This window comes from Bacteroides difficilis (genome assembly GCF_048319815.1).
Lineage (GTDB): Bacteria > Bacteroidota > Bacteroidia > Bacteroidales > Bacteroidaceae > Bacteroides > Bacteroides zhangwenhongii.
Window position 1 is genome coordinate 5,142,941 of record NZ_CP182814.1, and the last position, 26,867, is coordinate 5,169,807.

The window sequence follows — 26,867 nt, forward strand, 5'->3', positions numbered from 1 at the left end:
TCCATAGGGCAATGTACATCACCCTAAAACAAAGAAGCGGGTAAAGAGCACATAGAGTAAGGAGAATGAGTTTATTTCTTCAACTTGTAAATCACAAACGAATCTACTTTATACGCTCCTCCTTTACTGTAAAAGTCGATATGAGTGTAAGGTTCCGACGGGAACACCTGATTAGTCATCACAAAACGTCCGCCATCGCCAAAGGCTTCCACACTGGATTTGTCGACAAACAGACGGAGTTTCAATTCGTCTATTCCACTCTCAATAGCCGTCCAGGTCAGCATTGGGAAGTTCTCATTGAAACCTACATCTCCGCTTTTGCGGCGGTCCATCGAGAATTTCTTTTCTTTCATGTCATATTGTATATCCACTTCTTCGCCTTTGTCATTGTAGAGACGGAAGCCGATTATATCCGCATGTTGATTTTCGATAGTCAGTTCTATTTCGTATGCACCCTCATTGCCGGCAATCATGTCTTTGATGATACGTGTTCCGTTCACTTTGAACGAGCGTTTCTTGGAGACGTCACGCAGTTTCAGCAGTTCGGGAGAGGGAGCAGACTGAAGATAAGTCTCGCCATCTACGGTGAACAGGCTCAAATCGCGAGGAACAGAGTTCGGGCTACGGTATTGAGAGGTAGGAACATCGTTTGCATATTGCCAGTTGCTCATCCATGCGATAGCAATGCGACGGTTGTCGGGAGCATCACTCCAAGTTACAGTGGCGTAATGGTCTTTTCCCCAGTCCATCCATTTGGTTTTGGAGGGTGATTCGTTTACAAATTCTTTTCCGTTAAACGTTCCGACAAAATATTGAGTGGCCGAGTCACCGAAAGGGCCGTCACCAAGACTACAAAGCAATACCCATTTCTTTTCATTCGTACCTTCCACGGGAAGTTCAAATAAATCCGGACATTCCCAAACATTTCCGTGAGCACCTTGTCCCTTACCGAAACTGCTTTCAAAAGTCCAGTTTTTCAAATTGGGAGAAGAGAAAATCTGCATTTCCTGCCCTACGGCAAGTACCATAATCCAACGTTTTGTCCCTTCATACCAAAAGACTTTCGGATCGCGGAAATCGCGGGCTTCAGATACCAACACCGGATTATCCGCATACTTTGTAAAAGTACGCCCATTGTCGGTACTGTAAGCGATACTTTGTACCTGACGATCACCGTTCTGTGTATAGATAGCGATGATAGCACCTGCACCAAAACCAGCTGTATTATTATGATCCACCACAGCCGAACCACTGAAAATAGTGCCAAACGCATCCGGAGTTATAGCATCAGGCCGATGTTCCCAATTGATTAAGTCTTTACTGATAGCATGTCCCCAATTCATATTTCCCCATTTGGAACCATATGGATTATGTTGATAAAACAAATGATATTCTCCGTCTTTATATACCATTCCGTTGGGATCATTCATCCATCCATAAAGAGGTGAGAAGTGATAAACAGGACGGAACTTTTCACGATTAGTTGTATCGAAGGTATCGGACAACTTCATTTCCCTACAGCAAGCGGTGTTATCCGGCGAAAGATTGACACGTACCGGATCATTTGAATTCATTTTGAATTTAAATGAAACCAACTTACCGGAATAATCGGAAAGGTCTACCGGAACAAAATAATCTACCTTGTTAATAGCCAGACGGACATCAAAGTTCTTCACTTCTTTGTTATCAGCAATCATACTGATACGTACGTCAGGCGATGCATCTTCTACCGGTAATAACAAGTATTTCTGAGTAGTATTGACACGCACCAAACAATGTCCTTCTCCTAAATCTTTTATTAAAAGAGAAGGATCTGCAGCTAAAGCCAGAAGCGAGATATTCATAAAAATGGAACAAATCAGAAGAGTCTGAAGTTTTCTCAAGGGTAAAAATACATTCATGTTTATGGTATTAAGGTTATTACTTATTATTAATAGTATCATATTTCTTGGTTGTTGCAATGCAAAGATAGGCGCAATGTATCGGAGCGCCTATCACATTTGTTTCAAACGCTATAAAAGATGTTACTTTCTCAATTAATAAGTACTCAATTTTATATCAGATACAGTCACTTCACCCTCAGTACAAAAAATAGCCCAAGGATTTTTAGCCAAATCATAAATACGGTTGGTGAAAGCATACCTTCCATTTATATAGACTATGCACACAGATTCTTCAGTATAGACCTCTATATGATATACATTGTCAGTAGCCGGAGTTATAGCACGTTCTGTTATAGCACCCGCATCATTCCATTCACCTGTTTTCTCATTTACTTCTACTTCTTTCAACTTCAGGAAATTATATTTATCTTCTATGAAAATACGCGCCTTTTCTGCCTTATCACTGCAATCGACAAATGAAAGTCCGAATACGGCTTCATTCTCTTCAGGGATTGTTGCAGTCATGGTTATTTTGTTCCGGTTTCTCAAACGGGCGAAGCGGACAAATGAATTTGCTTTCAATGTATAAGAAGAAGTGCTGACCGTTACATCCCCTACCTTCGTCTTTTCAGTCAATGTCACCGATTGGGAATATTTGGCGGAAATCGCTTGTGGAACATCCAAACTTAATGTTCCATCTCCGTTCTGAATCAATCTATGAGCAACCAATGCTCCTGCCCAATTTTTGGTACCTGTGGTTTTCTGCCCTTCACGTGTCGGACACCATCCCCAAAGATAACGATTTGTATCATCGCCCGCTGTTTTTCCGGCATAAAAACTAACTCCATCTAACCATCCTTCGTGGGGTACGGAAGTAGGGAACTGCCCATTCTCTACAGCTATTCCCTTCAATTCTTCCAAAGTCTGCGCATAGAAATATTGGACAACGGCCGGTTCATTTTTTGTTCCTTGTGAAGAATAAACCATATACCAATAACTTCCCATCTGAAAAACATCCGGACATTCATAGAAACGCCCCCAAATATTATTGAAGAACGGTTCCGGTTTTAAATCCCAATCATGCAAATTGGTAGAAGTAAACTCAATGATATATCCATCCCCATTTTTCAGAGCAGAAACTAACATCCTATAACATTGCGCAGTTGCATCATAAAAAACATATGGATCACGGAATTCATTTTTATCATACCCTGCTTCTATTGGAGCCGATAAACGGAATGAACGGTCTTTAGTCCAGGTTTTACAATCTTTGGAAGTAGCCAACAATATTACTTCACGAGGTTCGGTAGCTTTATGTCCCGTATAAAAAGTATAATAAGTTTTCGTAGCCTCATCATAAACAGTACTTCCTGTCCCGATAGCCGGATCATCTTCTACTGCTGTTCCACATGGTATTGCTTCGCGGAAAGAGATATAGTTTGCCACATCCGTAGTTGCCAATTCGTGGATAGGATGATAGATAGTAGAATTACCGTCACGATCATCCTGAAGGTAAAGAATACGAAACTCTTTACTTACCGGATCAAAAAAAGGCATTGGATCACCTACATAACCAACATAAGGTTTGTAATAAGTCGTATAATTGTTCGGTTCCGTCGAACTAAAGAATGTTGTCGTTTCATTCAGATTTTTATCTGTGATTACCGGACTGTTATCGTCGCTGCAAGCAGCAAACGACATTGACAGACACAGTATTGAAGCCATTAATATCATAGTTTTCATAATTTGCTTTTCTTTATTAGATTATACTTTACTTACTTAAGTAATCGAGTGCATTAGAAGTAAGTTTCTCGATATTACCACGATATTGATTATCTGATTGGTTTTCATCATACCAATCATAAGCTGCCATACCAATACATATTACCTTTCCACTACTATTTCCTCCTATCTGGCGAGAAGGGAATTCAGCGATAGGCACTGCATTGTGATTGGAAACATCATACCCTAACTCTATAGCACCAGTTTGTTGTCTCCATCCTTCTATTCCCAAATAAGGTTCCCAATCTATACGCCATTGAAATACCCAATTAAGAATACGATAACCTGTATTTATTAAATAAATATTAGAATTATCCTCAGTTACTAAGCCATCAAATATTTCATGAGAGATACCCTTTATTGAAAAGCCCCAAGGTTTATCTGTAACAGTCTTAGAATCTTCACTCCCAAATTGATTATTAGGATCTCTACCATCCATAGAAATAGCCCACCGATCTTTTACGATATATCGTAAAGCTCCACGAGATAATAACAAATTTCCACCTGTCTGATAATAATTCTTAATATTATTCTTTGAACTCCAATTAAATCCATTATCATCATAGATAGGATTATCATCATGAATCCAAATGACTTTTATCTGTTCCGGATCAAGTTTCACTTTCGGGTTATCATCCCTCAAATCTGAATATGAAATATACCTTGCCCCCGGCATATTATCCAACATCCATTGGGCAGCGGCTTTTTCTTCATTATTAGTCAGTTCATCAATAGTTGCAGCAGTTCCGATAAATGCCATTGAAACAAAAGTTCTTACCTTTTCTACCTTCACCGTATAAGTGGCTGCATTCAAATGATTTGTAACCGTATATTCTTTAGGTGTAGTGAAATCCAATGTAGTGCCTGACAACGGGCTTACCGTAGCACCATCAGGAACAGTAACGACTGGAGACAAAGCGGTAATATCCATGTCTTCAAGTACATACACAACGATTTCTTTGTTTGTTTCATCAATTCTGCCCGCATACTCTCCTATCATAAATCCAGTAATCTGCGGCTTATCCAATTCTACGGAAATCGTATAATTCATAAATACATTTCCGTTTGTGACTTTTACCACTACGGGCATTGTAAAGTTAATAGGTTTACCACTTTCCAAATTCGCCGTAGCCCCTTCGGACAAAGTAAATACCGGAATTAAATTTGTCACATCTGTATCATCTTCCACATGTACTTTAATGCTTCTCGCCTGATTATCCTGCTCAACGATAAAGTTATCATAACCTTCGATATGGAAAGAAGTAATCCATGTATCACCATTCAAAGCCAACGATGTGTCATCATCATCACTACATCCAGCTGCAGAAAGTAAAAGTGCAGCCAGTAACACCATATATATTTTATCTATCAAAGTCTTCATAATTCCCATTTATTATTTCTCCCAACCATTATTTTGCTGATACAAACCACCACTATAATTGATCTGCTTCTGAGGAATAGGCAGATATTCATTCTTTCCTGCTATAAAATTTGCATCCGAATAATAAGAACGACGACTAGCTTCCGACGCATAATATTGATTCATCACTTTTGCCGCATCTCCCCAACGAACTAAATCAAAGAAGCGGCTTCCTTCCAATGCCAGTTCAAGACGACGTTCCCATTTCAGGTCTCTCATAGCAATGTCCCGATCAGTCCATTCGGCCATTGTATACGGTTCTACTTTAAAACTTGCCCCATAATCAAAAACAAGCGTAGTACTACGGGCTGCACGGTTACGTATCTCATTGACCAACGGCAATGCTTCCGACAAACGATTCAACTGAATCAATGCCTCGGCACGCATCAGCACTACATCTGCATAACGCAATACAATACGGTTCATCGAATTAGCAACAAACGGAGAATTCACTTTCTTCAGGCAAGAACAATCGGGGTCCACATTCTCTTTTAAAGATGAGTAAAGACCATAATATTCCTGTTCGTTACGTGTCCACGTCTTATCAAAAATATAGTTCACATTATACTTATAAGGAAATCCCGGAATCGCCACCGTGTGGAATAAACGGGGATCATAGTTGCCTTGCATATCATAATTATCTTTCTCATTGTAAGTATCGAACATCGGCCTACCGTTTTCCGTGCGGAAAGCATTCACCAAGTTTTGGCTAGGCTTCTGAAAATCACAACACCCGAAGAATTGCGGAGCTGTCAACTCATTACCAAAGTTCAAGTTGCCATACATCGTATTATCATCCTGCGAATATTGGACAGCCCAAATAGATTCCTTTCCGTTCTCATATTGCGGCAGAAAATTATATGCAAAATCTTCTTCCAGGCCAAAACCTCCGGCAGTCATGATAGCATTATCCGTATACGTAATTACAGCTTTCAAATCCTCTTCATTAATTTCGATCACTTCATTCTTTTCATTCTGGCGATAAGCTTTGTAAAGCATCACCTTTGCCAGATAGGCCGATGCAGCAGCCTGCGTAGGACGCCCTTTTTCCACCTGTGTATCGGGAAGATGATCATATGCAAACTTAAAGTCATCTGCTATCCTCTGCCAAAGTTGGTCGTTAGTATACTGGCGGTTAGAAATCTTGGTATAGTCCGAAGTAGGAATCGTTTCATCTACATAAACGATATGCTTGAACATCACTTTCAACAGAAACATATAATGACCACGTAAGAAACGCATCTCACCGATACGTTCATTCTTCTGCGGATAAGTATTTGCATCCATACCATCCAAAGATTTCAAAGCAGCATTGGCACGTGCCACCCCCGAATAAAGACGATACCAGATATCATCAAAAGCCCAATTGTCAGTAGTCATCCCCGTAGCAATCTCCAGAAAATGGAAATGCGAACCGTCTTCGGAGTTTGCCCCGCCTTTATAAGCATCATCTGCACGGACATTTCCATACGGCCAAAGGCTGAAAGGACTGTTCATATCCTCACCGGACACCATGTGAGCGTAAGCAGCAATTACCAGATTGTCCACATTATCGGGACTAATCGTTTTTCCCTCGTCAGAACTTCCCTGTAAGTCTCTTTCCAAAAAGTCATTGCAACCGGTAGTACCGACCAACGAGGCTACCAACAGCAAAGAGGATATATATATATTCTTGATTTTCATAATTATCTTTATTTAATGAATTAAAAACCTATGTTGAAACCGAATGTAAGATTGAGAGGAATCGGATAACCGAAATTCGGATTTTCCGGATCCATACCGGTAAAGTTCTTACTTTTGATGGTCAGCAAATTCTGTGCGCTGAAATAGAATCGCAAACGTTCCATCTTTATTTTCTTCGAGATATCTGTCGGCAATGTATAACCTAATTGTAAATTCCGAAGTTTCAGATAAGAACCGTTTTCTACATAATAACTGGAAATTCTCTTTTCATTATTCAAGTCTTCCAAACAAACGGCAGGAATATCCGATCCCGGATTCTGCGGAGTCCATGCTCCCAACAGACGGATGCCACGATTAGCATTCATATCACCTACCGACCAGAAGTCGGTATTCTTCTTCACCTCATTATAAACGTCCACTCCCTGCACACCTTGCCAAAACATAGTCAAATCAAAGTTCTTATATTCCAGATAGATATTGAGTCCATACGTGAAATCAGGATTCGGATTTCCGATCCAAGTCTGGTCCTTAGTATCAATAACACCATTATTATCCAAATCTTTATAGCGGATACGCCCTACGCCTTTTCCGGTCTGATCGGCATGATTGTCCACTTCTTCCTGTGACTTGAAAATACCGTCGGCAATGTAACCGGCTCTCATATTAATAGAATGACCGATAATGTTCATCACCCCGTCACCACCGAAATCTCCGGTAGAAGCCACTTCACCCGGTACAAACAAAATCTTGTTCCGATACAAACCGAGGTTCGCGTTAATATCATAGCTAAGCCCGAAAGCCGTCTTATTGCGATAGCCCAAATTAAACTCAAAGCCCTTGTTTTCCATCGAACCGGCATTTCTCCACTGCCCGCCACCTTCTCCAAGAATACCGATGTAAGACGGTTTTATCAAAATATCCGTTGTTTTTTTATAGTAATATTCGGCAGAGCCATACAATGTCTGATTAAACAAACTGAAATCCATACCGACATTGGTTTGTGTAGTAGTTTCCCACTTGATATCGTCATTTCCAATCTGAGTACGCACAAATCCGGAAGGAAGCAAACTACCGCCGTTACTTCCGGTAATATCATAAGAAGTTCCATAAGTAGGAGGATTGCCTGTACCGTATTTAGATTCGTAGATAGAATAGCGTGCGTAATTTTCAATATCCTGATTACCGGTTTGTCCCCAAGCCGCACGAATTTTCAAATCGTCAATCACATCTTTAGTTTTTTCCATAAAAGCCTCCTGACTAATACGCCATCCCAAAGAAACGGAAGGGAAAGTAGCATATTTATTATTGCTACCAAAACGGGAAGACCCGTCACGACGGAGGGTAAATGAAAGTAAATATTTATCAGCATACGAATAGTTCAGTTTTCCGAAGAAAGAAACCAGTGAGAAACCACCTGCTCCGCCACTTGCCTGTGACTGTCCTACTCCTGCGGAAGGATACATATAATCGGGAGTCAGAATCGCAAATCCTTCACGGTAAGCAGCAAAGTTTATGTCGTCTTCACGATTCAACTCCATACCTGCCATAACATCTCCACGATGTTTGCCAATCTCCAATTCGTAAGTGGCCACAGCATTCCACATCCATTTGGTGAAATGCTCCTGTTTCATCTCAACCGCATCCTTATCACTGTTCAGGAAACCGGTGTTGTAAGGAAGCGTAAAATTACGTTGATACTTCTGTGCATAGTCCAATCCAAAAGTGGAACGGATATTAAGTCCTTTCACCGGGTTCAGGTTTACATACGCATCACCGAACAAACGCCAATAAGTATATCGGTTGTTCCGATTATCATAAATTACACGAGCCACATTTTGGCGGTCGGGCATAGTACTGTTGGGACCTCCCCAATTCGTTCCATCCACAGTGTGTACGGGAATCATGGGAAGGGCAATCATGGCGTCACTCATGATATTCCCTGGGGCTTGGACTTCCGTCGTACGGTTCAGAGTGAAATGCTCACCGATAGTCAGAATATTATCTATCACCTTATAATCACTATTAATACGTGCAGAAATACGGTCGAAGTTTGTATATTTAATCAAACCGTCATTTTTATAATATCCCAGAGAAAAGAAATAATTACCTCTTTCCGTTCCATTACTCAACGAAAGATTGTATTGTTGAATAAAGCCGGTACGTGTGATTTCATCAAACCAGTCCGTATCACCTGTTGTTATTGTATTGGCATCATCAATAAATTTGGGAACATAGATGTTATTCAACACAGGATAGCCTTCAGCATTATATCCCCAGTCGTATTGATAACCGATAGAATTAGCATTCGGATTCTTACCACTGTTCACATTGGCTTGCCATAATGTACGCCCATATTGCTCAGTATTCATCATATCCAATTTAGACTGGTACATAGATGCGGAAACCGAAGCGTCGAAATTAATCTTAATCTGTCCTTTCCTACCTTGTTTAGTAGTAATGATGATAACACCATTTGCGGCACGCGAACCATAAATAGAAGCAGAAGCCGCATCTTTCAGAACCTGGATAGATTCAATATCATTTCCATTCAGTTCATGCATACCTGCTTTAGAAGGCACACCATCAATGATATAAAGAGGGTCGTTGTTGTTCAATGTACCGATACCACGAATACGAACAGTAGCCGTACCACTTGGATTACCATCAGCAGTAATACTCATACCGGGAACACGCCCTTGGAGTGCTTTTACCGGATTGTTTTCACCTTGTTTCTGAATTTCATCAACTTTTACCACAGATACCGCACCGGTCAAATCGGCTTTACGCTGAGTAGTATAACCTGTCACCACCACTTCATCCACCATTTGCGTATCTTCTTCCAATAAAACTTGGATAGAGGTAGCCGCTTTCACAGTCACAGGCTTATAACCGATATACGAAATCTTTAAAGTAGCATTAGTAGGAACAGAAAGCGTGAAGTTACCGTCAAAATCGGTAATCGTTCCATTAGTTGTGGATATAGTCTCAATGACGGAAGCGCCAATAATCGGCTGGCCATCCGTTTTGGAAGTAACGTTTCCTTTCACTGTTATGTTTTGCCCGCAGAGGGCTGACATGAAAGTAAACAGGAAACAAACGCTGCAAAGAAGTTTTTTGTTCTTCATAATACTGAGCATTAGTTTGATGTTATTAATTTAAAAGTACGAATTTTATCTTTATCGATGATGCAAATTACGGTTGATTTATATCAATCGACTAAAAAAAATGTTTCAAAGGCTGTAATATATGTTGCATAGAGTGCTATTTGATGGATTATATTGAAAATACCAATGGTATTCCCCATCTTTATACATGAGTGCATTGACATAGTTTTTATGGTAACAAAGTATTCTTATATCAGAACTCAACAAAAATAGACGAAGGCAAAGATAGGAGCTATCTTTGCCTTCGTCTATAAACTTTGTTTCAAATGATGTCAACCTTATTTTATTGAAAATCGAATGAATCAACATTCATTGGATTAAGTATATGAATCTTCATCGTATGAATACCTTCCGACAATTGTACATTCGACACAGGGAAATCACTATAAGTGTTCCAGTTTCCGGTAGTTGCCGGAACAGGAGTCAACTGCTCCCCTCCATCAAAAGATAAAGCGAACTTCCCATCTTTCTCTGCAGCCCCACGAACAGTAACATTTGAGACCGGCCTCAAAACCTTAAATGTATATTGAATCCAATCTCCTCCAGAAGTATTACTAATGTGGATGATGTTACTACTAGCACTGATAGCTACTCCCTGATCACTCCGGTAAGTTTTAAAATTACCTTTCGAACCTTCCCTAAATTGATACTTTCCTTCATCGAAATCTTCCGCCTGAATGATACCGGGTACTTGGCTGCATCCTTCTCCTAACTTGATACAATCAATATCCAATTCTCCACCTTTAATACGCAAATCAATATATTGTTCACCTTTTTGTAATTCGACAGGATATATAAAAGCTTCGTTCCATGTACTGCCCGAACCATCCAACTTTACCTCGTTCGTCTTATACACTCCATTTATAGCAATACGGAATTTTCCTCCCGAACGCTGCTGGCGCATCCGACAAGTAATAGCATAGGATCCAGTCTGTTTTACATTAATCGAATAACGCACCCATTCTCCGGACTTCATACTTTTAAGATAGGTAACACCATTATCCGTACCTACTTGCATATCCCCCTCCGACGGATTCTTGTGGTAACCATAATGTTCGCCACCTTTATTATAATGTTCGGCTTCCAATACTAACGTCTCCGATAAATCTACTTCCAGAGCCTTCCCTTCATAAGGCTGTCCCCAGTTTTGTACAACTTTCAATCTATCATTTTGATCATATTCAATCGGATCTACACAAACCGACCGCAAAGCTCCTCTGCCTGAATAATTAGCGGTATGATAGAAAGCATACCATTTCCCCTTATATTCTACAATTGAACCGTGTGCCGTTTCTTCACCATGAGGATACATATATACACCGCACGGAGTAAATGGTCCCAAGGGATTATTCGACACAGAATATTGCATCCGGTTACCTCCTTGACTGGAAGCATGATTATCTGAGTGGCTCAAATAATATTTCCCCTTGTATTTATGCACCCAAGGAGCTTCATGAAAATCGGTAAAGCCTGTTAAAGGACTCATTACACCCTCCAACTTAGTCCAATCATCCTTACGTAATTTTGCTCCCCAACAACCTTTACCGGCACCACTAGTATATATATAAGGTTGTCCGTCATCATCCACAAAGACACAAGGGTCGATCGTTGAAGGAATTCCTTCAATCACACCTTTCACCCTGAATTTCGCAGCTGGCTCTTTACTCGTTGCCACAAAAATACGCCATGTGTCCGTATCAATCTTATGAGGGAAATAAAAATAGTATAACTGATCTTCCTTATTATAAACGCAATCAGGAGCCCACATGAAACCATCAATGCCTATACCTACGTGCGCCTTCACAGTAGCGGAATTCATGATTTCCCCATGATCCGTCCAGTTTTTCATATCTGTAGTAGAAAAAACATGATAACGATCCATACGGTCACATCCCTGTGTCGGCTCCATATCATGCGAAGCGTAGACATAAAGTCGTCCATCAGCCCATACGTGTGCTGACGGGTCGGCTGTATAGAGTGTTCCGGTAAATGAGTTCTGATACATTTCTGATGCAAAATTAACGAACAACGGATTATGTTCGTAATAACCATATCGAGGATATTCAAACAAAGAAGCATCTACCATATTTCCTGTATATTCTCCGGTACGGGTAAGTACAAACTTATCTAAATTTACACTACCCGTAGTATACCATCTTAATACGTGCTTACCCTCACTCAACTGCACATTGGTCACTTTAACAGTACGTGAGAAGTCACTCCAATCTCCTTCCGGTGAATCTACGATCTGACCGGCTGACTTTCCATCCACCTCAAAGTAGAAGCTGGTTTTCCCACTACCCGCCACACAATAAGTATCAATGGAATAAGCTCCCTCTTGTGTGACTTGTAACGTATAACAAAGCCAGTCACCGTTGTTTATATTACTAATATTTACGACCTCTCCGCTTTTGCTAATGGCAACTTCCTTTTCTTCACGGTAATCTTTGTAGTTTCCAGCCGTAGTATTTTTAAAATGAAAAGAGATATTCTGCCCTCCATCATCAAAATCTTCCGCCTCTATCGTAGTCGGCACTTCCGATATAACAAACAAACTATTACCTTCCGGTCCCTTTTTAAACGGCACTCCACGATAGTTAGCTAAATATTCCTCACAGCTGATACCATTATCATAGCGGTCATCAATGTATACATACTCATCGTCAACATCACTTCCCTGCCCGGAATCATCATTTATTACCGGGTGGTCTTCTTTACACGAATTCAGAACAGCTAATCCTCCCATGAATAATGGAAAGAGACACTTCATAGTAAATAACAAATTGTTTCCCATAGATTTTTCCTTTATTAGAATTGTTTTTAGTTGCTTTTTTACGAATCTATTTTTAATTAAGCCAAAGATAGTTTACCCCGCTTTATTGGGAGATTAAAAACCAATTAAACAGAGATTAAAAACCAATTAATTACTTTTTAATCTCAGATTAAGTCTTTTGATTCTCCCTTTTTAATACTTTTCGTTTTACTTTGCCATCAGATGATGCGAGAAAACTCATTAATATATAAAATATGAAGAAAAATTTCATTTTACTATGCAGTCTGCTGGCAAGTTTTACTTTGCAGTCTACAAAGATAAATGCACAGACAGTGACTAATGATCAGAAATTGATCTATCCCTACACCTTTGCTCCCAGTGAAGGCTTAGTGAACAAAACCGAAAAAGAACATCGCCAAGAAATCTGCCTAAACGGTTATTGGGATTTTCAACCCGTCTCTTTACCTAAAGATTATAAACAAGGTAAAGGAGTAGCTCCACAATTACCGTCTCCCAAAGACGGCAATTGGAGCAAGACACGAATTAAGATACCTTCACCGTGGAACGTCAATTCGTTCGGTTATCGGGATTTAGAAGGCCCCGACCATCGCAATTACCCTTCTTATCCTAATGAATGGGAACAAGTAAAAATGGCATGGATGAAGAAAAATATCACTATCCCTACCAATTGGGCAGGCCAGCAAATCAAACTTTATTTTGAGGCTGTAGCAGGATATTCAGAAATCTATATAAACAAAAAGAAACTGGGTGAGAATTTCGACCTGTTCTTACCGTTCAGCTTTGATATCACCGATAAGGTTGTTCCCGGAGAAACAGTAGAAATATTGGTAGGTGTCCGTAGTCAATCCTTATTCGAAGATAATTCAACAATCGGTCGACGTATTATTCCGGGAGGCTCCATGTGGGGATATCTTATCAATGGGATCTGGCAGGATGTATATCTTTTGGCTTTGCCGAAAGTACATATTGAAGATGTGTATGTGAAACCGCTAGTATCGAAAAACACTTTAGAAATTGAAGTCACAATAGAAAATAGAACTGCTAAAAAAACGGAAATACAACTACAAGGCAATATTAAAGAATGGGTGAATTGTGCCGGCACAGATATTAATTCTGCTCCTGTACCTGAATGGACACTCGGCGAAGAAGCATTACGAGTTGCCCCATCCAAAGTTTCAGTTGACGCCAACGCATCACAAAAAGTGACATTGCAAATACCCGTCCATGAAAATGCATTAAAATATTGGACTCCCGAACAACCTAATCTATACGCTTTATTACTTTCTGTAAAAGATAAGAAACAAACAGTCGATACAAAATACGAACGCTTCGGCTGGCGGGAATGGACATTACAAGGAACTACCCAATGCTTAAACGGAAAGCCCTATGTATTACACGGAGACTCATGGCACTTTATGGGTATTCCGCAAATGACACGCCGCTATGCATGGGCTTGGTTCACCGCTATTAAAGGCATGAATGGAAATGCTGTACGTCCTCACGCCCAAGTTTACCCTCGTTTCTATATGGATATGGCTGACGAAATGGGGATCTGCGTACTGAATGAAACAGCCAACTGGGCCAGTGACGGTGGTCCCAAATTAGATTCTGAACACTTCTGGAAAGCCTCAAAAGACCATTTGAAACGTTTTGTACTACGCGACCGTAATCACGCGTCTGTTTTCGGATGGAGTATCAGTAACGAAAACAAGCCTGTTATCCTACATGTATACAATCGTCCCGAACTGATACCATCCCAACAGAAGGCATGGGAAGAATGGCGTGATATCGTACGTCTCTATGATCCGACCCGGCCTTGGATTTCATCCGATGGAGAAGATGACGGAAACGGCATATTACCTGTAACTGTGGGGCACTATGGAGATATAAACTCCATGAAAAAATGGATTGGTATCGGAAAACCTTGGGGTATAGGTGAGCATAGTATGGCTTACTACGGGACACCGGAACAAGTGTCTAAGTACAACGGAGAACGTGCCTACGAATCGCAAGAGGGCCGTATGGAAGGTCTGGCAAATGAATGCTATAATTTGATAGCTAACCAACGCAAAATGGGAGCTTCGTACACTACCGTATTTAATATGGCATGGTATGCACTGAAACCGCTACCACTCGGAAAAAGAGATATCAGTAAAATCCCTACTGTTAATGAAGATGGAATATTCTTCGGAGAATACCGCGAAGGAGTCCCCGGTATACAGCCCGAGCGTGTAGGTCCCTACGGCACAACCTTTAATCCCGGTTACGACCCAACTTTACCACTCTATCAGGAATGGCCGATGTACGGTGCTTTACGTGCAGCCAATGCGCCGGGAGCTCCTGCATGGTCTCCTTACGCTGTCATTGACAAATCACAGTATGAGGCTCACGAAACCATACCTATAACAGATAACTATAAAGAAGTAGTCTTCATCGGTAATCCAAATAGCAAAGTGAAACAGTTGTTAGATGGACAAGGAGTCATATTTACATCGAAAGTAACCAATCCTTCTTCCCTGCTTTATATTGTAGATGGTAGTCAAACATTGGATACAACAGCTAAAAAAGAGATACAAAAACAAATTGCGAAAGGTGCAGATGTCTGGATTTGGGGAATCACACCGGAAACAGTTAATGGATACAATGAAATTCTACCTGTCCCGGTAGCTTTAGATGTATTGAAACGTTCTTCTTTCCTTCCTATACAAAAATCATGGATGCGTGGTCTTAACAATTCAGACTTCTATTTCTGTGAACTCCAGAAAGCGGATGCCTGCAACTATTCACTAAAAGGCACTTTAGTAGAAGAAGGAGAAGTCTTGCTGAATGCTTGTAAAACAGACTGGCGTAAATGGAATAAACGTCCGGAAGAAATCAAGACTGCCGGAACGATTCGCAGCGAATATGAATGTACAGCCGCTACACCGGTATTTGTAAAATACCAACAGGGCGCATCTACTTTCTATTTGAATACATTAACAGAGTTTGCCAATTCAGAGAAAGGATATAATACCTTGAGCACTATCCTGAAAAATGCCGGTATTAGCTACAAAAAGCCTGAGATAAATATTAATGAAGTATTCTTCTTACGGGATAATCAGGTGAATTTCCCGGTAGCAACCAAAGATAAACTAGTAAAAACAAGTGATGGCTGGGCTTTGGAGTTTTACGTATTCAGCCCTCGTCCACTAGACGATTTACTGATTGAGCCGAATATGCCGAAACTTTCATTGATGTTAAAAGCCAAGAAACGTGAATTATCCATCAACGATAAACTCTACAACAACATTTCTCACAATGGTCGCAATGAAGTCATTTACAAAGAACTGCCTTTGTTACAAGGATGGAATAAACTGGTTATTAAAGTAGGAAATGAAGATCGGCATGAGTTTGGCGGTTTCTTCAAATGCGACAATAAACAAGATTTTCTTCCATTATTAAAAGCCTCCTTTATTAATCCGGAAGTCAAATAATAGAGTATTAATATAATAAACATATCATGAAAATTACACATCTTTTCGCTACTGTAGCAATTTGTTTAATGATAGGAGCGTGTGATGGAGGACAACGCATAGTCAACCGGAGTCCGGTTGACTATGTTAATCCATACATAGGGAACATCAGCCACCTGTTGGTTCCTACATTCCCGACCATTCAATTACCCAACAGTATGCTTCGTGTCTATCCCGAACGCGCAGACTATACAACTGAACTTCTGAACGGACTTCCACTGATCGTTACCAATCATCGGGAACGTTCCGCATTCAACCTCAGCCCTTATCAAGGCGAAACACTCCACCCGATCATCACTTTCAATTACGATAACGAGCATCTCACACCTTACTCATACGAAGTGGAGTTAGACGATAATCGCATGAAAGCCGAATACGCACTTTCACATCAGGCTGCTCTCTATAAAATAACATTTGAAGCGGACAAGCCGGCCTATATCATTGTGAATTCCCGCAACGGTTCCATTCATGTAGGCGAAAATTTCATCAGCGGTCATCAACGACTAAGTGACAATACCAATGTCTACGTATATATCGAACCACAGGAAAAGCCATTAAGCACCGGCATTTTGGAAAATGGAATTATTGAAGCCAGCAAAGATAATGCCGAAGGTATAAATGCTTGTGCAGCATGGCGTTTCCCGGAAGGAACGACAACAGTCAGTCTCCGTTATGGTATCTCCTTCATTAGTGAAGAACAGGCTGAAAAGAATCTACGTCGCGAATTAAAGGATTACGATATAGAAAAACTGGCACAAACAGGGCGAGAGGTATGGAATGAAGCACTTGGACGTATAAAGGTAGAGGGAGGAACGGAAGATGATAAGATTGTATTGTATTCTTCATTCTACCGTACATTCGAACGCCCAATTTGCATGAGTGAAGACGGTCGCTATTTCAGTGCTTTTGATGGTAAAGTACATGATGATAACGGTACTCCCTTCTATACCGACGACTGGATTTGGGATACTTATCGCGCAGCACATCCGCTCCGTACCCTGATTGACCAGAAAAAAGAAGAGGACATCATTGCCTCTTATTTGCTTATGGCTGAACAAATGGGAAATATGTGGATGCCGACTTTCCCCGAAGTGACTGGTGACACACGCCGCATGAATTCCAACCATGCCGTAGCCACCATAGCCGATGCTTTGGCTAAAGGGCTGAAAGTAGATACGGTCAAAGCTTATGAAGCATGCAGAAAAGGAATAGAAGAAAAAACGCTTGCCCCCTGGTCGGGAGCGGTAGCCGGTTGGCTAGATAACTTCTATCGGGAAAACGGATACATACCCGCCCTCCGTCCTAATGAAAAAGAAAATGACCCGAATGTACATCCATTTGAGAAACGCCAGCCTGTTGCTGTCACATTGGGAACCAGCTATGACCAATGGTGTCTCTCCCGCATAGCAGAAGCATTAGGTAAAAAAGAGGAAGCCGCTCACTACCTGCAATGTTCTTACAACTATCGAAATATATTCAATGAGGAAACCGGTTTCTTCCATCCGAAAGACAAAGAAGGCAATTGGATTGAGCCTTTCGATTATCGTTATTCCGGCGGAATGGGTGCCCGTGAATATTATGGAGAAAACAATGGCTGGGTTTATCGCTGGGATGTACCCCATAACGTATCCGATCTGATCAACCTTATGGGAGGGAACGAGCAGTTTATCGCCAACTTAGACCGTACGTTCAGTGAACCGTTGGGACGTAGCAAATACCAGTTCTATTCGCAACTACCAGATCATACAGGTAACGTAGGACAGTTCTCCATGGCTAACGAACCATCGTTGCACATACCTTATCTATATAACTACGCCGGTCAACCCTGGAAAACACAAAAGCGCATCCGTCAAATGTTGAAAACATGGTTCCGCAACGACCTTATGGGTATGCCTGGAGATGAAGATGGCGGTGGTATGACCTCATTTGTAGTTTTCTCTTCACTCGGTTTTTATCCTGTCACCCCAGGTTCACCGACCTACAACATCGGAAGCCCTCTTTTCACAAATATAAAGATAACACTCAGCAATGGCTCTATATTTGAGGTCGAAGCAAAAAATGCTTCTGATAAAAACAAATATATCCAGTCCGCTACCTTAAACGGGCAGGAGTGGAATAAACCTTGGTTTAGCCATGAGGATTTAAAGAATGGCGGTAAGCTAGTATTGATAATGGGTAGCAAACCTAATAAGGCTTGGGGTAGTGGAGCAGACGCCACTCCCCCATCAGTAGAAAATAAATAAGCTCTATCCGATTACATAAAGATGTCTCAAAGTAGAATTTTGGATATGAATATTCTATTTTGAGACATTTTTTTCCTATTTTTGCACCTACAAACTGTAGAACAGACTGAAGTAGAAAATACTATGAAATATCAACTACAAATATTGTTTTTTATCTTACTTTGCCTGGTAGGCAAATTGGAAGCATCTTCCTTATATGATTACGGACTTTATCTCAAATCCCATGCTGTGCCGGCAGTAGAAAGAACGACCTTATATTTAGACGATAACCAGCCTTTTCCTATAAAGAATAATTTCACTATTTCTTTCCAGATATATGTACGTACCAATGAGCCTGATTTCGGTTCTATTCTCCATCTGCATACGAATACCAATCAATATATTCGTTTCTCATTTGTAGCGGGTGAAGAAAGACACTTCCCGGCGTTGGTACTCAACGAAGGTATCATCACCATAGACACTCCTATCGAACGCGAGAAATGGTTGGACGTCTCATTACATCTGCGACTGAAGGACAATGTCATAGAAGTAGACTACGATAACAAAAAAGTGTCAGCCATGGTTCCTTTAGAGGATACAAAAAGCATTTCTGCCCTATTTGGACAGATGGAAAACTATTTGGCAGATGTGGCTCCCATCAATTTGAGGAACATAACCGTCACACAAGACGGTAAGCAAACACGTGAATGGAAGTTATGGAAACACAACGACGATGTTTGTTACGATATGAAAGAAAAAGCAATAGCCCGCGCTATCCATCCTTTTTGGCTGATTGATAACCATATCGAATGGAAACTGATCCACCAAGCTCATATTCCCGGAAGGCTGGATGTCGCCTTCAATGCCCGTGAGGCATTATTCTATCTAGTAAAACCGCAATCTATTGAAGTATTAGATGAAAAAGGAACACTACAACAGGAAATAGTGATACGTGGAGGATATCCTGCCGTAGAATATCCCAACCATCTATTATATGATACTTTAACCAATAAATTGGTATCCTATTATTTAAAAAAAGGTGCCACATCTTATTTTTCATTCGACACCAATAAATGGAGTAATGTAGAGCGTAATATGGATGAAGCCAGTAACTATAATCATGCCAGGACATTTAATCCCGCCGACTCTTCTTTTTATTTTTTCGGTGGATATGGATTTTATCAGTATCGTAATGATTTATTCCGGATGAAGTCTGGTAGTTATAAGCTGGAACAAGTGGAATACGAACGGCCCCTCTATCCCCGTTATTCTGCGGCTATGGCTATAGTAGGTGACGAATTATTTGTTTTTGGCGGCAGAGGCAATAAATATGGCAAGCAGGAGTTAAGTACTCATTTCTATTTTGGTTTATGTGCTATTAATCTGAAAACCAATCAGTCGCGCATGGTATGGCAACGAAATTCTCCTCAGAAAGACGGAACGCTCATGGCCTCCTCTATGTATTTCGAGCCTTCAGACAGTTCCTTTTATGCCGTTTCGATGAATAAAGGAGGAGTGTTATGGAAAATCTCAATGAAAGACTCTGTTTACACTGAGGTTTCAAAACCCATTTATAACGAATCGAACTACCAGGATTGCGATTTCAGTCTCTATTCTTCACCCGTTCACGGAAAACTATTTTTAGTATTAGACAAGATACTCAATGACCACACTCACAATGTATACATCTATTCCATCAATATGCCTCTTGTGAACGAAGGAGATATACGACAGTCGGCCAATACGACAATCGTTAATGGCCATAAATACCTATATATTACTGGAATCATATTATTGCTCATAGCAGCGGGCATAATTTTCTACCGTTCCAGATGCAGTAACAGAAAAGACAAAACAATTACCATTAAGGAGATTGAGGAGGTCCCGGTTATCATAGGGCATCACAATACTCTGGAAAAAACAGTGGTAACCGAACGTACAACAACGCAAGAAAAAGACACTATACAGGAAACAGATGCAGTCTCCGTAAAACCTACAAACTATTACGACCGTAGCCGTGCATCAATTTCCTTATGCGGATGTTTCAATGTACGGGATAAAGATGGAAACGACATAACTTCCAATTTTACTCCCCGTCTGAAACATTTACTTATCTTGCTTATACTTTATACAGAGAAGAATGAGCAAGGTATACTCGCCTCCAAAACAACAGAAATACTGTGGCCTGAAAAGGAAGAGACGTCTGCTCGCAACAACCGCAATGTAAACTTGCGTAAGTTACGTGTATTGTTAGAAAGCATCGGAGACGTAGAAGTCATAACTGAAAATAATTTCTTACGTATCAAATGGGGAACAACCGTATTCTGCGATTACCACACCCTATTAACCTGTACTCAACAATTTGAGCAAGAGAAGAGCGAAGAGCTGCTCAATCGGATATTGGAATTGCTGTTATACGGTCCTCTGCTGCCCAATACAATTTTTGACTGGTTGGATGATTTTAAAGATGCTTATTCCAGCCATTCCATTGATCTACTCAAGAATCTATTGGATATCGAAATTCAACGAAACCACCAGGAAATGATAATTCGCCTTGCCGATATCATGTTCCTGCACGACCCATTGAATGAGGAAGCGTTAGCAGCAAAGTGCGCCGTACTTTCCGCACAAGGGAAAAAAGGTATTGCTAGAAACTTATATGATCGTTTTTGCAAAGAATACCGCGATTCTATGGGGGAAAATTACAAAACCCAGTTTGCTGATTTATAGTCTTTCTGAATATTATTTCTAAAACTTTTTTTATCTATAATTTTTCCCTCTCACTTTTTCATTGAAACATTTAATCATGAAGTCTAGTGAGAGGGATTTCTTCATCCTTGCTTCTCATCCCTCATAATCAAACAAAAGCATGATTATAAGAAAAATAAAGGATTAATTCACATTTAATTGTTTTTTAATCCCCGATTAATTGCAAACATCCTCTTTTTTTTATTGTCTTTCAGTTCATTTGCAGAAAATTAATCTTAATGATAAACATATTATGAATAAAGAAAGAAACCCTTAATCTAGTTTGTATGATGAGCTTAATATGATTCAGGCTCCTCTCATCCGACTATTCTTAATTTAGTGATTACTCATAAATAAATTCATGAAAAACATGAAACAACGATTTTCTAACTACATGAGATATTATGAAAGAAGTCTCATTTTTATTTTGATGCTGTTCAGTGTTTCGGTCATACAAGCACAAAACCGAACGTTAAAGGGAACAGTGACCGATGCGCAAGGTGAGCCTATTATCGGTGCTAACGTTGTGATAGTGGGCGGTACAAAAGGTGTAATAACCGACCTTGATGGTAAATACTCTATTCAGATTCCTGAAAGTGGTGCTGTATTAAAATTCTCCTACATTGGCTTTAAAGCCAAGTCATTCAATGTAGCAAAAGGAAAAAATGTATTAAACGTGACATTGGAAGAAGATGCCGTCATGCTGGAACAAACCGTAGTAACAGCAATGGACCTGCGCCGGGATGAGAAATCTCTTTCTACTGCTTTTCAGAAGATGGATGTAGCGAATATGACCGAAACCCGGGATGCGGGTTTTGTCAATATGCTACAAGGAAAAGTAGCAGGGTTGCAAGTGATCTCCAATGGCGCGGCGGGATCTGCCACCGTACGAATCCGTGGAGCCAATTCTATTTCAGGTAATAACCAGCCACTTTATGTTATTGATGGTGTACCTATTATTAACAATGTATTAGACGGTGAAATCGACTACGGTAACCCAGCCAACAACATCAACCCTGATGACATCGAGAACATTGTAGTTTTGAAAGGTGCTAATGCTTCTGCTCTCTATGGTTCGGATGCAGCCAACGGCGCAATCTTAATTACTACCAAGAAGGCAGGTAACCGTTCGGGATGGGGAGTCACCTACTCTACCAATGTGCAATTTACCGAGTTCTCACAATACCCCATATACCAAAACATATATGGTAGCGGACACATCAATCAATTTGAAAACAATAAAGCCAATACATTTGCAAACGACATCAAAGTACCTTATGATCCCAATCTCCCCTACGGTATTAACAGATTGGACGGAGGTTACGGTGAACGCTCATGGGGTATGCCGATGTTAGGAATGCAAGTAGTAGGTCGGAATGGAGAAATAAAATCCTATATTCCTACTCCGGAGAACACGACCTCCATGTATCAAACTGCTTATGCATGGACAAACAGTGTTTCCGTAGAACGTTCTACAGATCATGTTGCAACTCGTATCGGCTATACAAACCTACGCAGTAACGATGTATTGGAAGGTTTGAACAATCTAACACGTAACTCATTCAATGTACGAACCAATATCAAACTAACAAAGAAATTTGATATTGACTTGAACGGACGCTATACACATGAACACGTTAACAACCGTTCATACCGCAACAATTCTGACCGTAACCCTATTTATACACTGATCAATATGCCACGTGACATATCTGTCGGCGAAATGTATCCTTGGAAAGACGAAAACGGCAAACCAACCTCTCTTCTATTCAAAAGTCCGGTTTGGATGTTGAACGAACTTTCCAACCAAGATAAAGGTGAATGGTTATTGGCAGATATCACGTTGAATTACAAAATCACCAACGACCTGAAATTACGTTTAAAGGCAGCGCTCGACTTAAACATGAAGCAAGGTTATGAATTCCGCAATATGTATACTCCGGGAGACGCTGACGGTTTCTACAAAGAATTTACAGAAAAAGGACGTAACTATACGTACGAAGCCATGCTATCTTACAACAAGACATGGAAAGATTTCAATCTATCCGCCAGTATCGGTACTAATGCACAAGACTTCCTCTTTAAAAAAGAAAACTCAGAAATCGGTACATTGGCGACCAAAGACTTTGTCTCCCTGACAAACAATGGCGCTACCATCAGAACATGGCCGGAATACAATGCTAAAAAGAAACAGGCTATATACGGAACAGCCAGTTTAGGGTACAAGGATTTTATCTATGTGGATGTAACAGGCCGTAATGACTGGTCATCAGCCCTACCCTCTGACAATCGCTCCTATTTCTATTCCTCTTATGGAACCAGCTTTGTATTGACAGAACTAGTAAAAAGCATTCCAAAGGACTGGTTGTCTTATGCCAAGTTCCGTGTTTCATACGCTAAGGTAGGTAACGATACCGGCTTTGACCAATTATTGAACGGTTTTAACTACAACAATTCTTATTTAGGAGATATGGCATGGTTTGAAAGTGAAAACAAACGCAAAACAAATACACTGAGACCGGAAAGCACAACCTCTTTCGAGACTGGTTTTGACCTTCGTTTCCTGAAAGACCGCGTTTCTTTAAACTTTACTTATTATAATAAGAATACAAAGGACCAAATCCTAACTTCCACTATCAATGGTGTGAGCGGATACGGAGAAGCGTTATTCAATGCCGGTGAAGTAAAGAATTGGGGATATGAATTAACATTAGGTATCACTCCTTTCCAAAATAAAGACTGGGAATGGAAAGTTGATTTTAACTGGGCAAAGAACAATTCAGAAGTTGTCTCATTGGCCAATGGAATGGATTACATGACCCTGACTACTGTACAAAATAGTGTGGAATTACGCATTGTCAAAGGTGAGCCATTAGTAAGCCTCTATTGCCGCGAGCCTTGGAAAAGAAACGAGCAAGGACAAGTATTGGTAGGTGCCAACGGTCGTCCGCTATCAGGTGAAGCCAAATTCCTCGCGGACGTAGAGCCCAAATGGACAGGCAGTATCCGAACCTCCCTCCGTTGGAAAGACCTTACATTCTCCGCATTATTCGATGTCCGTATGGGTGGGCACGTTTGGTCGGAAACGGCTTTTATAGGTTCCCGCAACGCAGGAACAATCATGTCACTTGGAGGACGTGAAGAACACTTATTCTCCAAGTTAATCCTAAATGAAGGTGACCAGACAGGATATCTTGGTACATTGGATTCCAAATATGTGCCCAACGGTATGAGTAACATCTATATGGATGCTTCCCGTCCCAAAGGTATGAATATTCCCGGAGCTGTTTATGACGCTTCCGTACCGGGACTGGCCGGACAGCCCTGTCAAGCCTGGATTCAGCCGATTGACTATTGGACTAACGATAGCGGTAGAAACGGCGAGTTATATTTATACGATGCTTCTTATGTAAAACTGAAAGAAATTTCTTTAGGATATAACATCCCGAAAAACTGGTTGAGAAAGATCGGTTTCATACAGTCTATGAGAATCTCGGCTGTGGGTAGGAACGTTGCCATTCTCCACCAAAAGACTCCAAAAGGTATCGATCCCGAAGCTACTTCTTCTATGGGTATCCAACAAGGCTTGGAACGAGGCTTCAATTTGCCGACTTCCACCTATGGTTTCGACTTTAAGATAACTTTCTAAAAAACAGCAACAACAATGAAAAAGTACTTATATACACTATGTACAGCAGCTTTGTTAGGCCTGGCTACTTCGTGTGTGGATAGTTTCGACGCAACGAATCAGAATCCTAACAAACTTTATATGGAGGATATCGATATTCAAAAGATATTTCCGGGAACTATCTATAAGTCATTGAATGTACTGTCCGAAATGAACTACAACCACTATGCCTACATGGCACGTTATGTAGTTTCATGGACTGCTCCCAAAAGCATGGACAACATAGGCGACAGATTCTATAACTTCTATAAAAAGGTTTTAGGAGACGTAGCCATCATGGAAGAGAAATATGACCGTGATTCCAACGGAAACTATTGGGCAATATTGACCACATGGAAAGCATATCTCTATTCTGTACTAACTGCCACTTGGGGACCGGTGCCTATGGACGCCGCTTGTAAAGAAACTTACGGAAATGTATACTACTATAACAGTGAAGCTGAAGTAAATATACAAATCCTCCGTTGGCTGGACGAAGCAGTAGAGACATTCGACCCTAGCGGTGAGAAAATGCTGAAAGATCCTTTCTATCCCGGTGCTAACGGTGAAAGCGATATCGAGAAATGGCGCAAATTTGCCAACTCATTACGTCTGGATGTAGCCATCCGCATGATGAACATGAAAAAAAGCCCAGAAGCGATCTCTATGGCACGTGAGCAAATGGCTAAAGCATTGAATGAAACGAATCGTAACTATTTGTTCACTTCCAACAGCGATAACGCTATGGGACGCTACGGAACGGACCCCAACTCTGATGTTTCTTTATACTACGAACGTATCCTGAAAGAATTCGATCTGGGCACTAAGTTAGAAACCGAACTCGGCGGTCTAACCTATCCTGCCATGAATGAATATTTCTTCTGTTATATGCGTTCGTATGACGATCCCCGTCTGAGCAAATACGCACAAACATCACGCAACGACGATTCGGGTGATCATCGTGCAGTAGTAAGAGACTCTTTATGGTCGACAGTAGAAAAGAAATTCGTACAGGTATCTTATAGAGTCCCATTTTTACCTCGTTTCGAAATGAAACAGACACCAAGCGGATGGCTTGTAGGCAAAGATGAGCACAACAATGACCTTCAAAGCCTTTATTCTACGGCGTCAGTCAGTATCGAAGGATATACCTACGCTTTATTGCCACGCGACTTCATCAAGCAAGACGCTACTGTAAAGCTATTGACATGTGCGGAAGTAAACTTTATGTTAGCTGAAATTCAATTGCGCAAAGACGAGTGGGGTGTGAACGTAGCATTACCGCAAAGTGCGGAACAGTACTACTATAACGGCATCAGTGCTTCCATGAACGAATACGGTGTCACTACGGGCATCTCCGAGTATATGGAACGTAACGGCATTAAATGGAACACCAATGGTTTAGGATGTCATGACTACCGCAACTTCTACAAAGCGGATATCAATGGAAAAGGCGGTTACAAGAATAACCTGGAACAAGTATGGAAACAACGCTACTTTGCCAGCTATTTTAACGGATTTGCCGGATGGACACTGGAACGCAGAACACGTGTTATGAAATTCCCGCCCTTCTTCTACAATAATCCGGAAAACAATTATGGAACTTATGGCGCCAACTTATTTGATCCGATTCCCGAACGATTACAATATCCGATAGACGAGCGCAACTGGAATATGAACTATTACCGTGAAGCCTGCCGTATGTTGCAATCTTCATCGCAGACACCTCGTCCCGATAACAATTTCAACGATAACTTCTTTACTCCTTTGGGCATTGGAGGTCCATACAATCAAGAAGGCTTGTACGATCGTTGGAAAGAAGGATACCTGATGTACAACAACGAGATGGTGGCGCACTGGTATGGAGATACATTGGAGGAATTTTATGATAATGTCCTCAAAGACTATCCTGAATACTCCCATCTGCAAGGAGAAGAACGTCTGGCAGCAAGTATTGGATATGTACGTATAAAAGAAGACAATTAATAAAAT

11 protein-coding genes are annotated in these 26,867 nt (G+C 40.8%); 5 read left to right on the forward strand and 6 right to left on the reverse strand.

The annotated features are described in order from the left end of the window. Window positions 1-71 precede the first annotated feature (71 nt). The 6 genes from ACNOGP_RS20310 to ACNOGP_RS20335 all read right to left on the reverse strand — a co-directional run bounded on the left by ACNOGP_RS20310 (window position 72) and on the right by ACNOGP_RS20335 (window position 12,726). A complete protein-coding gene (locus tag ACNOGP_RS20310) occupies window positions 72-1,901 on the reverse strand; it encodes a DUF4980 domain-containing protein (RefSeq protein WP_418213566.1) in 1,830 nt (609 codons plus the stop codon). 135 nt (window positions 1,902-2,036) lie between these two features. Next, on the reverse strand, window positions 2,037-3,626 hold the full coding sequence (locus tag ACNOGP_RS20315; protein WP_418213567.1) for a glycoside hydrolase domain-containing protein: 1,590 nt from the start codon (window positions 3,624-3,626) through the stop codon (window positions 2,037-2,039). 28 nt (window positions 3,627-3,654) lie between these two features. After that, window positions 3,655-5,046, reverse strand: coding sequence for a DUF4960 domain-containing protein (locus ACNOGP_RS20320; protein WP_418213568.1), 1,392 nt, complete (start codon window positions 5,044-5,046; stop codon window positions 3,655-3,657). 12 nt (window positions 5,047-5,058) lie between these two features. Continuing rightward, the gene (locus ACNOGP_RS20325) at window positions 5,059-6,768 is read right to left on the reverse strand and encodes a RagB/SusD family nutrient uptake outer membrane protein (RefSeq protein ID WP_418213569.1); all 1,710 of its coding nucleotides are present in this window, start codon (window positions 6,766-6,768) and stop codon (window positions 5,059-5,061) included. Window positions 6,769-6,788: 20 nt separating this feature from the next. Next, entirely contained in the window at window positions 6,789-9,893 is a 3,105-nt protein-coding gene (locus ACNOGP_RS20330) for a SusC/RagA family TonB-linked outer membrane protein (RefSeq protein WP_418213570.1), read from the reverse strand. Window positions 9,894-10,215: 322 nt separating this feature from the next. Beyond that, complete coding sequence (locus tag ACNOGP_RS20335; protein WP_418213571.1) at window positions 10,216-12,726, reverse strand: family 43 glycosylhydrolase; 2,511 nt, start codon at window positions 12,724-12,726, stop codon at window positions 10,216-10,218. A gap of 233 nt (window positions 12,727-12,959) precedes the next feature. Between ACNOGP_RS20335 and ACNOGP_RS20340 the strand changes: the two genes are divergently transcribed. The 5 genes from ACNOGP_RS20340 (at window position 12,960) to ACNOGP_RS20360 (ending at window position 26,861) form a co-directional block, all read left to right on the forward strand. Next, window positions 12,960-16,199: a glycoside hydrolase family 2 protein gene (locus ACNOGP_RS20340; protein ID WP_418213572.1), complete on the forward strand. Its 3,240-nt coding sequence runs from the start codon at window positions 12,960-12,962 to the stop codon at window positions 16,197-16,199. Between the two features lie 26 nt (window positions 16,200-16,225). Beyond that, the gene (locus tag ACNOGP_RS20345; RefSeq protein WP_418213573.1) at window positions 16,226-18,481 is read left to right on the forward strand and encodes a GH92 family glycosyl hydrolase; all 2,256 of its coding nucleotides are present in this window, start codon (window positions 16,226-16,228) and stop codon (window positions 18,479-18,481) included. Between the two features lie 123 nt (window positions 18,482-18,604). Next, window positions 18,605-21,190 carry a hypothetical protein gene (locus ACNOGP_RS20350; protein WP_418213574.1) on the forward strand — a complete coding sequence of 862 codons (2,586 nt, stop codon included), beginning with the start codon at window positions 18,605-18,607 and terminating at the stop codon, window positions 21,188-21,190. 388 nt (window positions 21,191-21,578) lie between these two features. Beyond that, the gene (locus tag ACNOGP_RS20355) at window positions 21,579-24,857 is read left to right on the forward strand and encodes a SusC/RagA family TonB-linked outer membrane protein (RefSeq protein WP_418213575.1); all 3,279 of its coding nucleotides are present in this window, start codon (window positions 21,579-21,581) and stop codon (window positions 24,855-24,857) included. Between the two features lie 15 nt (window positions 24,858-24,872). Further along, window positions 24,873-26,861 (forward strand): SusD/RagB family nutrient-binding outer membrane lipoprotein, encoded by a 1,989-nt coding sequence (locus ACNOGP_RS20360; RefSeq protein ID WP_186967050.1) that lies wholly within the window; start codon window positions 24,873-24,875, stop codon window positions 26,859-26,861. Window positions 26,862-26,867: the final 6 nt, after the last annotated feature.

Coding starts and splice junctions, on each gene's coding strand:
- ACNOGP_RS20310 (WP_418213566.1), bottom strand. CDS start 1,901: ATGAATGTATTTTTACCCTTGAGAAAACTTCAGACTCTTCTGATTTGT.
- ACNOGP_RS20315 (WP_418213567.1), bottom strand. CDS start 3,626: ATGAAAACTATGATATTAATGGCTTCAATACTGTGTCTGTCAATGTCG.
- ACNOGP_RS20320 (WP_418213568.1), bottom strand. CDS start 5,046: ATGAAGACTTTGATAGATAAAATATATATGGTGTTACTGGCTGCACTT.
- ACNOGP_RS20325 (WP_418213569.1), bottom strand. CDS start 6,768: ATGAAAATCAAGAATATATATATATCCTCTTTGCTGTTGGTAGCCTCG.
- ACNOGP_RS20330 (WP_418213570.1), bottom strand. CDS start 9,893: ATGAAGAACAAAAAACTTCTTTGCAGCGTTTGTTTCCTGTTTACTTTC.
- ACNOGP_RS20335 (WP_418213571.1), bottom strand. CDS start 12,726: ATGGGAAACAATTTGTTATTTACTATGAAGTGTCTCTTTCCATTATTC.
- ACNOGP_RS20340 (WP_418213572.1), top strand. CDS start 12,960: ATGAAGAAAAATTTCATTTTACTATGCAGTCTGCTGGCAAGTTTTACT.
- ACNOGP_RS20345 (WP_418213573.1), top strand. CDS start 16,226: ATGAAAATTACACATCTTTTCGCTACTGTAGCAATTTGTTTAATGATA.
- ACNOGP_RS20350 (WP_418213574.1), top strand. CDS start 18,605: ATGAAATATCAACTACAAATATTGTTTTTTATCTTACTTTGCCTGGTA.
- ACNOGP_RS20355 (WP_418213575.1), top strand. CDS start 21,579: ATGAAACAACGATTTTCTAACTACATGAGATATTATGAAAGAAGTCTC.
- ACNOGP_RS20360 (WP_186967050.1), top strand. CDS start 24,873: ATGAAAAAGTACTTATATACACTATGTACAGCAGCTTTGTTAGGCCTG.